At 34.6% G+C, this 13043-nt stretch carries 12 protein-coding genes and 1 CRISPR repeat array; all 12 genes read left to right on the top strand.

What is annotated here, in order from left to right; genetic code table 11:
* Positions 1-495 precede the first annotated feature (495 nt).
* The 12 genes from casA (at position 496) to H3U96_RS11395 (ending at position 13022) form a co-directional block, all read left to right on the top strand.
* Positions 496-2022 (top strand): type I-E CRISPR-associated protein Cse1/CasA, encoded by a 1527-nt coding sequence (gene casA, locus H3U96_RS05100; RefSeq protein WP_198195801.1) that lies wholly within the window; start codon positions 496-498, stop codon positions 2020-2022.
* 20 nt (positions 2023-2042) lie between these two features.
* Positions 2043-2660 (top strand): type I-E CRISPR-associated protein Cse2/CasB, encoded by a 618-nt coding sequence (casB, locus tag H3U96_RS05095; protein ID WP_086320424.1) that lies wholly within the window; start codon positions 2043-2045, stop codon positions 2658-2660.
* A gap of 5 nt (positions 2661-2665) precedes the next feature.
* A complete protein-coding gene (cas7e, locus tag H3U96_RS05090; protein ID WP_086320423.1) occupies positions 2666-3730 on the top strand; it encodes a type I-E CRISPR-associated protein Cas7/Cse4/CasC in 1065 nt (354 codons plus the stop codon).
* A gap of 13 nt (positions 3731-3743) precedes the next feature.
* Complete coding sequence (gene cas5e / locus H3U96_RS05085; RefSeq protein ID WP_110453044.1) at positions 3744-4487, top strand: type I-E CRISPR-associated protein Cas5/CasD; 744 nt, start codon at positions 3744-3746, stop codon at positions 4485-4487.
* Positions 4488-5156, top strand: a complete 669-nt coding sequence (cas6e, locus tag H3U96_RS05080; RefSeq protein ID WP_198195799.1) for a type I-E CRISPR-associated protein Cas6/Cse3/CasE — start codon at positions 4488-4490, stop codon at positions 5154-5156.
* 11 nt (positions 5157-5167) lie between these two features.
* Positions 5168-6085, top strand: coding sequence for a type I-E CRISPR-associated endonuclease Cas1e (gene cas1e, locus H3U96_RS05075; RefSeq protein ID WP_198195797.1), 918 nt, complete (start codon positions 5168-5170; stop codon positions 6083-6085).
* Positions 6086-6087: 2 nt separating this feature from the next.
* The gene (gene cas2e, locus H3U96_RS05070) at positions 6088-6381 is read left to right on the top strand and encodes a type I-E CRISPR-associated endoribonuclease Cas2e (protein ID WP_065577731.1); all 294 of its coding nucleotides are present in this window, start codon (positions 6088-6090) and stop codon (positions 6379-6381) included.
* 84 nt (positions 6382-6465) lie between these two features.
* Positions 6466-7287: a CRISPR direct-repeat array (repeat unit 29 nt; unit sequence GAGTTCCCTGTAGGTACAGGGATATACCG).
* Positions 7288-7535: 248 nt separating this feature from the next.
* Positions 7536-8162: a dTMP kinase gene (gene tmk / locus H3U96_RS05065; protein WP_198195795.1), complete on the top strand. Its 627-nt coding sequence runs from the start codon at positions 7536-7538 to the stop codon at positions 8160-8162.
* 11 nt (positions 8163-8173) lie between these two features.
* A complete protein-coding gene (gene holB / locus H3U96_RS05060; protein ID WP_165755110.1) occupies positions 8174-9172 on the top strand; it encodes a DNA polymerase III subunit delta' in 999 nt (332 codons plus the stop codon).
* Positions 9173-9235: 63 nt separating this feature from the next.
* The gene (locus H3U96_RS05055) at positions 9236-10636 is read left to right on the top strand and encodes an MBOAT family protein (RefSeq protein ID WP_198195793.1); all 1401 of its coding nucleotides are present in this window, start codon (positions 9236-9238) and stop codon (positions 10634-10636) included.
* Positions 10637-10654: 18 nt separating this feature from the next.
* Positions 10655-11860, top strand: coding sequence for an SGNH family hydrolase (locus H3U96_RS05050; protein WP_086361096.1), 1206 nt, complete (start codon positions 10655-10657; stop codon positions 11858-11860).
* Positions 11853-13022 carry a GDSL-type esterase/lipase family protein gene (locus tag H3U96_RS11395; RefSeq protein ID WP_165755235.1) on the top strand — a complete coding sequence of 390 codons (1170 nt, stop codon included), beginning with the start codon at positions 11853-11855 and terminating at the stop codon, positions 13020-13022. Before H3U96_RS05050 ends, H3U96_RS11395 begins: the two co-directional genes overlap by 8 nt.
* Positions 13023-13043: the final 21 nt, after the last annotated feature.

Here is a 13043-nt window from a genome sequence, read left to right as displayed (position 1 = left end):
GAACATTGATTACAAATAATAATATGATTGTAACATAGATAAATTTATTATCATAATTATCACTAGCTATCTTAATTTAATTCTTATTTGCTATCTTTGTTGATTGTCATAAAATTATATGTTAAATTAGAAAATGGCTAGAACATACTAGCTAAGCTTATCAGTTTCGCATGTAATAACCATTATGGTTGGCACCTATGAGTATACATGTGTTGCTGATAATTTCAATATAAATTTTTTTAAAATGGACATCAATATGAATTTATTAAATAAATTATTAAAAATGTGTAATACTCTGCAGAATAAATGCAATTACCGAAAAAAACGGTGGGCAATTGAATTAAAACATGTAATAGATGATCAAGAAATTCGATCGTATGTTTTTAGCTTTGAAATCAATAGGTCAGCTTCATTTAGACTTAAGTAATTTAAACTTAAACCGATAAGCGAAATAACGTATATTTCGCTTATTTTAAACTAAAAAAGGGGGATAAATTGTCTTCTTTATCACTGTTAGACCATGAATGGATTCCTGTTGTTTATTTTGATGGTCATATTAGTAAAATTAAACCCAGTCAGTTAGTTGACGAAACCATTTCCGACTTAGCCTATTTTAGACCTGATTTTCAAGGTGCTGCTTATCAATTCCTTATAGGTTTACTGCAAACTACTTTTTCCCCTGAAGATAATGATGAATGGTTAGATTATTGGCATGAAGGTATAACTCAAGTACAACTCGACGAGGCATTTGAACAAGTTAAACCAGCAATGCAATTTGGTGCAGCTAAACCGGCCTTTATGCAAGACTTTACACCATTAAATGGTAATAAAGTGCCTATATCAGGTTTATTGGTTGAAGCACCGGGTGAAAATGCACTAAAGAAAAATACCGACCATTTTATTAAGCGGGATTTTGTTAACGCTATCTGTCCACATTGCGCTGTTATGGCATTATTTACTTTACAAACTAATGCACCATCAGGAGGACAAGGACATCGAGTGAGTTTGCGAGGTGGCGGACCAATTACCACTTTAATGATGCCAGAGTTAAACACCTCAACACCATTATGGAAAAAATTATGGTTAAATGTAGTGCCACTTGATGATGACGAAAAGCCACAATGCTATGATGAAACTGTCTTCCCTTGGTTAAACAAAACCATAACCAGTGAACCACCTAAAAATTTAAGTGTATTTCCTGAACAAGCTAATTGTTGTCAAGCATTTTGGGGTATGCCTCGTCGCATTGAGCTAGATTTTGAAAATACAACACAAGGCCATTGTGATCTTTGTGGCGAAGAGTCGTCTGAGCTTATTAGCCATTATCAAACTAAAAATTATGGTGTTCAATACCAAAACTGGCGCCATCCTTTATCGCCATATCGAACTGATAGCAAAACAAATGCACCCATTGCGATTAAAGGGCAACCTGGTGGGTTAATTTACCGCGATTGGCTAGGCATGGTTAGCACTAATGATGAAACCCAATCAGCTCAGGTGGTAAGAGTTCATTATAATCGAGGATTGAAATTTGCTGAAAAATATCACCTTTGGTGCTTTGGATACGATTTTGACAATATGAAGGCACGCTGTTGGTATGAACACACTTTTCCAGTATATCCTGCATTAGCTGATCCTGACAGCGATCTTAAAGAGCTGATTGAACAAGCATTAGAATTTAGCAAAGACGCTTTATCATTACAGCGTAAAGCCTTGACAGCTATCAATAAACAGTCCAGTTCAGTGGATATTGCTTATTGGAAAGAAACAGAAATGCCTTTTTACCAATTTGTGAAACAACTTATCAAAGAAAAAGAGAATCCTAATGGACGTTTTCATCTGTTGTTAGATTGGACAAATACCTTATTAAAATATATTACTCAAATCTACGATAAAGCGGCTTTTTCTGACCCAGATCAACAGATGATAAGTTCCGAAAAAATTACAACCAGAGAAAAATTACTTAAAGATTTTAACAAACTTAGAAATATCAAAAAGATTAAACTTAATAAAACGTCTTGATTGCATGTAGGGAGAACAACATGTCAGACACTATCCAAAAAAAGCTGATGATCTTAAATGATAGCCACAAAAAGATTATCGATGAATGGTTTTCTATGTTGCAGCAACGGCAATGTAAATTTAATGGTATTAATTACAATGGACGAAAATTACGTGCTGAATTACGCCGGGTTTCATTGTCTGAATTAATAATTCTACAGGATGGCTATACGATTTTAGCTAATAAACTTCTTAATAACGACAGTAAGTTAGCGCAAACGGATATTCATTATCATGCATTACAGATATTGGTTAATGTGGCTGTTTTTGCAGAGTTAAATAATGATAAGGCACCATTTGCTGCGCAACTGAGTGAAAAAGTAAAAGGTGGAGAACGTAATTATTTATCTAAATTGCGATTTGAACGTCTTCTTGCCAGTGAAACTCCAGAAGAATTTTGTCAGCGTTTAATTCGTGCCGTTAAGTTACGCGGTGAAAAAGGCGTTAATCTAACTTCTCTTGCTGACGGCATCTTTCTATGGATGCAAGAGTGGTATGCTCGTGAACACAACTGGCCAGCTAATACTAATCCGTTTAAACGCTTTTCTACTCGTTGGGCTATGGACTATTTTTCAACTAAAAATAATACTAAGGAATAATCATCATGACTACATTTATTCAATTACATCTATTAACCGCTTATGCTCCTTCAAACTTAAACCGTGATGATTTAGGTCGACCAAAAACCGCTAAAATGGGAAATACTGACCGTTTGCGTATTTCGTCACAAAGCTTAAAAAGAGCGTGGCGTACTTCTGACTGTTTTTATCAATCATTAAGTGATCATATTGGTGTTCGTTCACGTCGTTTTGCTCGAGATTGGGTATACAAACCACTGATTGATAATGGTATATCTGAAAAAATAGCTAAAGAAAGTGCAATTAAAATAGCTAGTCAGTTTGGTAAAGTCAAAAATGAGAAATCACCAAAAGATCCATTGAGTAATTTAGAAATTGAACAATTAGTACATATTAGTAGCAATGAACAGCAAGCAATTAAACAATTAGTTGATGTACTAATTAGTGAAAAACGCGAACCTAGCGATGATGAAGTTAAATTATTACGTAAAGAAAATAGTAGTATTGATATCGCCTTATTTGGCAGAATGTTAGCAGATAGCCCGGCATTTAATATTGAAGCTGCCTGCCAAGTTTCTCATGCATTAGGTGTAAGTACGGTAACCATTGAGGATGATTTTTTTACTGCTGTTGATGATTTAAATAATAATGATGTTGATGCTGGTTCAGCGCATTTGGGCGAACGTGGATTTGCTTCGGCGCTGTTTTATACTTATGTATGTATTAGCCGAGATTTACTTCTCGAAAATTTAAATGGTGATGAAGCATTGGTTGAAAAAACCTTAAAAGCTTTAACTGAATCAGCCGCCAAAGTTGCACCAACAGGAATGCAAAATAGTTTCGCTTCACGAGCATATACTTCCTATCTTTTAATAGAAAAAGGAAGTCAACAACCGCGCTCTTTAGCGGTAGCTTATTTTAATCCAATTCGTAGTCAAGATATGGTAAATGATGCTATTAGTCGTTTGGAAGAGCAACGAGATAAATTTGATAAAGTTTATGGTCAATGTGCTGATAGTCGCTATGTTCTCAATAGTGAAACTGGAGAAGGAACCCTTAGTGCTGCATTAGATTTTGTTGCGCAAAAATAGGGGGGCGGACAAGATGATCAACCATCTTATTTTTCAGATTTATGCCCCATTTACCTCTTGGGGCGAACCTGCTGTTGGCGAAGTTCGCCACAGCAATATTATTCCCTCTCGCTCTGCTTTATTGGGATTAGTTTCGGCTGCACTCGGCATTCGTCGTGATGATAATCAGATTGATCATTTTAATCAGCATTATCATTTTGCGATTCGTCCTTTTATTGCTAACAATAGTTGGTTTCGAGATTTTCATACCGTCCAAGCTCCTAGGGCTAATAAAAAGCAAGTCTGGTATACACGCTTTGATGAAATACGACAAAACCCTCTTGAACTAGAGACGTTATTATCACAGCGTGAATATTATAATGACGTTTACTATCAAATAGTCATGACTGAGACTGAGAATGCACCTTATAGTTTAGAGCAAATTCAGCAAGCATTACTTAAACCTGTTTTTCCCTTATACGCAGGAAGAAAAAATTCACCTTTATCGTTACCGTTATCGCCTATTTTGTATCAAGGAACATTGCGTGAGGCTTTTAGTTTTGCCGATAAACACTATCAAGAGTGTCATCGTCAAGATCCGGTTATTGATAAACTATTAAAAGGTATTGCTGATGAATATTATTGGCAACAGACCAATCAAGAAGATCACTTTGAGGTAATTAAAATTCAGCGTCGTCAAGATCAACCAATAAGCCGTCACCGTTGGCAATTTAGTGATCGTCAGCAGTTTTCCGGCTATTTGAAAGGGAGTGAATAGATGTATTTTTCTCGAGTTACTTTAAAATTAAATCGACTTCCTTATGTTATGCAACAGAAAATGCAAAATTCAGGACTTTATGCTATTCATCAATGGTTATGGCAACTCTTTCCTAATCAAGAAAAACGTTGCTTTTTATTTCGTGAAGAGAGAATTGGCAAAGGCTATCAATACTATCTGTTATCGGAAATAGCACCACTAACCAATCATGAGCTATTTTTAATAGAAACTAAACCATACCAGCCAAAATTAACCGTTGGTATGAAATTGATTTTTTCCCTGCGAGCAAATCCAGTGGTGTTTAAAAATGGTAAGCGTAGTGATGTGATGATGAATGCTAAATATCTGGCTAAACAACAAGGTTTAGATAATGAGATAAAAATTCGTCAGAATGAAGCTGCCATAAATTGGTTAATTAAACAGAGTGAATCCAGAGGATTTTCATTATCAACAACTGATGGACAACAACTGGATTGTACAGTAATTAATTATACCCAAGAGCAATTTATTAAAAAAAGCACTCTTAAACCCATTACTTATAGCAGTGTTGATTATCAAGGGGTGTTAACCGTAACGGATGTTGACTTATTTTTAAATACCATCTATCAAGGAGTTGGCAAAAGTAAAGGATTTGGTTGTGGTTTATTTTTATTAAAACATTATCAATAGGATAAGCGATAATGGTTTATGTTCCTCTTAATCCGATTCCTTTAAAAAATAGAACGTCAATGATTTTTTTGCAATATGGACAAATTGACGTTCTAGATGGAGCGTTTGTATTAATTGATAAAACCGGGATCAGAACGCATATTCCAGTGGGCTCGATAGCTTGCATAATGTTAGAACCCGGAACTAGAGTTTCTCATGCTGCTATCAAACTAGCGGCAACGGTTGGCACTTTGCTCGTTTGGGTCGGTGAAGCTGGCGTCAGAATGTATTCATCGGGTCAACCAGGTGGGGCAAGATCAGATAAACTACTTTATCAAGCTAAATTGGCTTTAGATGATGATTTACGTTTAAAAGTGGTCAAAAAAATGTTTGAGTTACGATTTGGTGAACCGGCACCGAGTCGTCGCTCTATTGAACAGTTACGAGGCATTGAAGGATCGCGAGTACGTGAAACTTATTCATTACTGGCTAAACGTTATCATGTTAAATGGCATGGAAGAAAATACGATCCCAAAGATTGGCAAAAAGGAGATACGGTTAATCAATGTATAAGTGCTGCCACGTCTTGCTTATATGGCATCACCGAAGCAGCTGTTTTGGCGGCCGGTTACGCACCGGCTATCGGTTTTGTGCATAGTGGAAAACCACTCTCATTTGTTTATGATATTGCTGATATTATTAAATTTGATACCGTTGTTCCTAAAGCTTTTGAAATAGCGGCAAAAAACAAAGCTGATCCCGATCGGGAAGTTCGTGTGGCATGCCGTGAAATTTTTAGAAGCCAAAAAACATTAGCAATATTAATTCCGCTTATCGAAGAAGTTTTATCTGCTGGTGGAATTGAACCGCCACCAGCTCCAGATGATGCCCAACCACCAGCTATCCCAGAACCTCAATCTCTTGCTGACAGTGGCTTTAGGAGTCACTAAAAATGAGTATGTGTGTTGTAGTAACTGAAAATGTCCCTCCAAGGTTACGAGGTCGTTTAGCAATTTGGTTACTTGAAATTAGAGCCGGGGTTTACATCGGTGATATATCAAGACCAATAAGAGAAATGCTATGGCAACAAATCACTAAACTTGCTGAGGAAGGCAATGTTGTCCTTGCTTGGGCGACTAATACTGAGTCAGGATTTGACTTTCAAACTTATGGTGCAAATAGAAGGGTTCCGGTAGATTTAGATGGACTAAGGTTGGTCTCTTTTTTACCTATTGAAAATCAATAAGTTAATGTTCTTTAAAAATTAGGAAAATTTGGTAGATTTTAACTAACTAAAAAATATTATATAAAACAATTATCTATATTTAGAGAGTTCCCTGTAGGTACAGGGATATACCGCCCAGCATCATCAATTATTTTTGCTAATACATGAGTTCCCTGTAGGTACAGGGATATACCGAATGGTCGAATAACTGTGTGACCAATTTGTGAGAGTTCCCTGTAGGTACAGGGATATACCGGTATCGAGACAGCTTTGTCATGTCAACAACGTGAGTTCCCTGTAGGTACAGGGATATACCGATAATGCAAACATTCTATAATTGATTCATGTGGAGTTCCCTGTAGGTACAGGGATATACCGCATTTGTTCATGACTGCAACACCAAAAATGGCGAGTTCCCTGTAGGTACAGGGATATACCGTTAAACCTGTTACTAACGTCCGATTTAAAGTCGAGTTCCCTGTAGGTACAGGGATATACCGATATAAAACGGGAGAGATATGCGAGGCCGAGAGAGTTCCCTGTAGGTACAGGGATATACCGATTGGCACAGGGTCTCCGTAATGGTCATAAACGAGTTCCCTGTAGGTACAGGGATATACCGCTTTAGCTATCTCTACGATATTTCTTGGTTTTGAGTTCCCTGTAGGTACAGGGATATACCGTTATGAACATATACCTATTATTAGTGTTGATTGAGTTCCCTGTAGGTACAGGGATATACCGTTAAATTTTTTACGAATAACCGAATCGATGTTGAGTTCCCTGTAGGTACAGGGATATACCGGTGAAGTTCCGAGTGGTGAACCATCATTATTTGAGTTCCCTGTAGGTACAGGGATATACTGCTCGGAGAAATATGTTATTGAGCACGTATATAGAGTTCTCTGTAGGTACAGGGATATAACTTTATTAGCTAATAAAATTACATCCAAATGGTTTTAAATTATCTACCTTTATGTGAGTAGATGGTATACACTCCTCAATATTTTTTACAAGGCTCTAATGATAGCTATTTATAAAAATAAAATTTAATAATCATATGCAGAGATAATATGAAATAGAGGTTTTTTAGTTAAACTAAAATAATTATTAAAAATAGCGTACAATACTCAACATTAATCGTAAATTCATTATCAATCATTTAGGAATTTTGTATGACAGGTAAATTTATTGTCATCGAAGGTTTAGAAGGTGCTGGCAAAACAACAGCCATCAATACTGTTGCACGTATTTTAAAACAACATCATATTTGTGATTTACAATTTACTCGCGAACCTGGCGGTACTCCAATTGCAGAAGCATTACGAAATATTATTAAAAATGGTTTAGATAATGAGCCGCTAACTGATAAAGCGGAATTGCTAATGCTTTATGCTGCTCGTATTCAATTGGTTGATAATGTAATTAAACCGGCATTAAAAATGGGGAAATGGGTTATTGGCGATCGACATGATTTATCAACTCAAGCTTATCAAGGTGGTGGGCGACAGATCGACCAGGTTTTTATTGAAACATTACAAGCTCAGGTTTTGGGTGATTTTAAACCTGATTTAACATTGTACTTAGATATTGCGCCAGAACTCGGTTTAATGCGGGCCAGATCGCGCGGGCAGCTTGATCGCATTGAACAACAATCATTACCTTTCTTTGAGCGTATTCGTCAGCGTTATTTACAATTAGCTGAACGTGATAATACTATTGTAACCATTGATGCCAATAAATCTATAGAAGAAGTGACAACTCAAATTGAAACTATTTTGAATTCATGGCTAATAAATTAGGTTTTAGTTTTATGATTTTTAATAAATATCCTTGGCTTGCATTACCTTTTCAGCAACTTGCTGATACGATTGTTAATAATCGGGCGCATCATGCCTTGTTAATTAATTATATTCAGGGAAGTGGTGAAGAAGAATTGATAAATCTACTGATTAATCGATTAATTTGTCAATCTTCACAACAATTAGAGCCTTGTGGTAATTGTCATAATTGCCAGTTGTTTTTATCTCAGCATCATCCTGATTATTACGTTATTACACATGAGCAAGGTAAACAATCAATTGGTATTGATCAAATACGTAGTATTTCGACTAAAGTTTATGAAAAATCACAACAAGGTGGTAATAAAATAATTTGGATCAAACATGCGGCTTCAATGACCGAGGCGGCAGCTAATGCATTGCTAAAAACTTTAGAAGAGCCACCCGAAAATACCTATTTTATTTTGAGTGATGAGCATAATAGCCAATTTTTACCCACGATTCACAGCCGTTGTTTTTGTTATTTTTTGCCTATTCCAAAATTAGAAGAATCTATTATTTGGTTAAAAAAGCAACACAATCATCTATACAGTGATAATGAACTTGCCACTGCATTATTATTGAGCGAAAATGCGCCAATAAATGCAGCAACATTACTACAACCTGAAAAATGGCAGCAGAGAAAATCATTTTGTGAAAATTTAACAGAAGTCTTACCACGAAATAATTTTTGGCAATTAGCGAAAACTTTTAATCATGAAGGTTTTTTTGAGCAAATTACTTGGTTTTGTGCATTATTAAGCGATGCATTAAAAGCCAAACAAAAAGTAGGTCGATATATAATTAATCGTGATCAAGTACCTTTAGTCAGACTACTTGCAACAAAAAATAATGATGAAATAGCTTCGTTGTATCAAATTTGGTTAAAAGCGAGGAATTTATTGTTATCGGTGACTGGATTAAATAAAGAATTGATTATCTATAATGTTTTAGCTCAATCGCAACTAATAAGCTATCAGCAGCAGAATTAATATAGTGATAATGTAGTAATAAAGTTTTTGGTCAACGATATATTTACAGATGAAAGGATTGCAGTGAGTTATTTATCGATTGAATTTGGTCTAATTTTTGTGGTTTTCTTTGCGATATATTGGGCTTTTAGATTATTACCAAAATTTCAGAATAAATTACTTTTGATTTCAAGTTATCTTATTGTTGGTAGCTATAGTTTACAGTTTGCTGTTATTCTTTTTATTTATACCTGTGCGATATATTTCTTTTCCTTGATGATTGCTGGTTCCAAACATCATGCTAAGCGATGGTTGATATTAGGATTGGTTGCGGCAATCATCAATTTAGCATTATTTAAATATTTTGATTTTTTTCGATATGAGTTACAGTCATTATGTAATTATTTAAACTTATCAATTTTAATACCTGTTGTTACTGTTCTTATTCCAATAGGCATTTCATTTTATACCTTCCATTCAGTAAGTTATTTGGTCTCAATTAAAAAGAGAGAATTACCCGTAGCGAAATTTTGGGATTTTGCCTTATTTTTAGCTTTTTTTCCTAGTTTAATTGCTGGGCCAATCAATCGAGCAAAAACGTTTTTGCCGCAAATTGCGGTAAGTCAACCTAGAGATATTTTAGAACCTTTCCGAGCTTTTACATTAATTATTCTAGCAGTCATAAAAGTTTATTGTCTGGGCGGATTAATTAGTGAAAATTGGGTAACACCAATTTTTTCAAACCCTTTAGAATATAGCTTTATTGATTTATTAGTTGGCTTATATGCTTATGCTATGCAAATTTATCTTAACTTCTCAGGTTATACTGACTTAGTGACTGGGATTGCGCTTTTATTAGGTTTCCGGCTGCCGATTAACTTCAATTTTCCTTATTTAGCCTCTAATTTACGTGAGTTTTGGGATCGCTGGCATATTAGTTTATCTCATTGGATTAGAGATTATATTTATATTCCATTAGGTGGTAGTCGTCGTGGTTTTGTTCGCACTCAAATTAATGTGATGTTAGCTATGTTACTGTCTGGATTATGGCATGGAGCAGGGATTAATTTTATTATTTGGGGCGTTTGTCACGGTATAGGCATTGTCTTTCTTAATATTTTAGACCGTTGTATAGGTCCAAGATGGATAACAGAACGTTCGCCAATTGTTGCTCGATTATTAACTTGGCACTATATCTGTTTTACTTGGCTATTTTTCTGTTGTGAGAGTTTAGCGGATGCGTTAGATTATCTAAATGCACTATGCCACAATTTTACAGTCGAACCACATTATATGGCGGCATTTATAAGTATATGTGTCATATTTTTTATATATCCATTATGTAAAAATATTCCTACTTGGTGTGCGGTACAGCTTAGTAGAATAAATAGTATTTACCTGCCAGTTTTATTTATCTTTATACTATGGCTAACAATCTATTTAGCACCTTCTGGTGTACCAAACTTTATTTATGCTAATTTTTGATTATGATGAAAAATTAAAATGACATACAAAAAAACATTTTCGAAAAATAGAAGAAATAGGTCCAGAAAAAATGGACAGCAAAATAGAGTATTAAAAAATAATACTTCTAATAATAACAAAAGAACTAAAAACAATTTTAAAAAATCAGATTGTTTACTAAATAATCATGATACGCTTTCTGCAAAAAAAATTTTTTTCCTATTATTTATTACTGGTATTGCATTAATTGCAATTTATCACAGATCAATTTTAATCTATTGGCAACAAACTTATCATTCCGATCTTTTTAATTCAGGAGGTGTTACTCAAGACTTCATAAAAGAAGATTCTAACGAAGCTATAGATGAAATTTTGTTAGGATCACAAGCAACAATTATCGATCATGATGACAATGTAGAAGATACCAATATTCATTTAATTAAAGATATTCTAATTATTCCACAGCCAGATATTGTTAAAAAAAATCAAACTAATAAACTAGAAAACAATCAAGCATCTTTATTAACTGACCTTGAAACACCTAAGATACCAAAGCATGATATTCCATTAATTCATGAACCATTACCAATAGTATTAACCGAAAATGATAAGGTTTTTTTTGCCGGTGATTCATTAATGCAAGGCGTTGCACCATATGTTAAAAAAATGTTATTCAAACAATATAAAATAGAAAGTATTGATCTTAGTAAACAAAGTACGGGACTTGCTTATCCAAAAGCCTTTAATTGGCCAAAAACAATTAGTGATAACTTAATTACCGATCCTTCTATTAAATTACTTGTGGTATTTCTAGGGCCTAATGATCCGTGGGATTTTCCCGTAAAAGGATACCCTAAATACGTTAAATTCAAATCACCTATATGGGAAGAAGAATACCGTATGCGTATAGCTGCTATTTTAAATAGTGCTTATGAGCATGATGTACAAGTCCTTTGGCTAGCTGCACCTTGTATGCGTAAACCAAAACTCAATGATGGCATGGTATATTTAAATATGTTGTATCAATCTGAAATAGAAAAAGTACAACAACATTTTTTAACTACTAATCAGTTATTAGGTTGTACTTATGAGAACTTTACAAGTTTTGTTGAATCCGATAAAGGAAAAATAAAAGTAAGGGTTGATGATGGCGTCCATTTTACCTCCACCGGCCAGAAAATTTTAGCCACGGCTATTATGGAAAAAATTATCTTTAAACAATTAGAGGACAATGATAGTGATTAAACTTTTAAAGTATATTTTTACTGTAATGATTGTCACTGTTTCTGTTGGTTGCAGTGTTGCTGAAAGTAGAACAAGTACACTATCAAGTATTGTTGACTTTGGCGATCCCAATAGCAAACAATTTATCCAACATTTAAATTCATTGTCTAAAAATAGTAATCAAGTTGTGAATATTACTCAGCTTGGCGATTCTCACTCAGCGGCCGATTTTTTTACTGGTGAATTTCGAACATTGATGCAACAAAAATATGGTAATGCAGGGATTGGCTGGGTCACTCCGGTTGCGATAAAAGGTCAAAGCCATGCCGGGGTAAGTTGGAAAACAAAAAACTGGAATGTATTAAGTAGCCGTACATTAAGTAATTTAGATTTTCCGATGGGAGGATTTATTGCTAAGCCAACCAAAGATGTAGCGACTATTCAGCTGATGCCTAAAAATGCTGGCAATAAAAATTGGCAAGTACAATTAACCGTTAAAGCTTTAAAAAACAGTCCTAATTTGCTGAATATTTATGATGCTAATGATAAAAAAATAGATATTAATTATTCATCCAAAAGCAATGTCTGGCAGACGATATCTTTTATCACTAAAGCTCCTTTTTCTATCAAAGCAACTAGCGATATTGAAATCGGTGGTATATGGTTAAATCGTTACCAACAATCTGGGGTTATTGTCTCTTCGATTGCAACTAATGGCGCCAAACAGACAATATGGCAGAAATGGGGTTCTAACTGGTTAAATGAATTATCGGCCTCAAAAAGTGATTTGATTATTCTTGAATATGGTACAAATGAAAGTTTTGATGAAACCTTAGATGCGAATGCTTATCGTAAAAACTTGGTGAAAAATATTCGTCAAATTCGCAAATCATTACCAAATTCGGTAATATTATTAATGACGCCACCAGATACGATGTTAAATGAAAAGAGTTTTCCAAAGTCTTTTGCTAAGGTAATGAGTATCCAAAAACAAGTTGCTAAATCAGAGAAAACACTTTTTTGGGATTGGCAACTGGCTATGGGCGGCCCTCATTCTATTAAAGATTGGCGTAAACGAGGCCTTGCTCGTCCAGATTTAGTACATCAAACATTACAAGGTTATAAAGAAAGTGCTCGTATATTCTATGCTGATTTAAATGAATTTATTAAAAAGAATAGTTAAAAATTTATAATTAAAAGGAAT

The sequence above is a fragment of the Gilliamella sp. M0364 genome (genome assembly GCF_016100565.1).
GTDB classification, from domain to species: Bacteria; Pseudomonadota; Gammaproteobacteria; order Enterobacterales; family Orbaceae; genus Gilliamella; species Gilliamella apis.
This window is presented reverse-complemented; position numbering and strand designations above follow the sequence as displayed.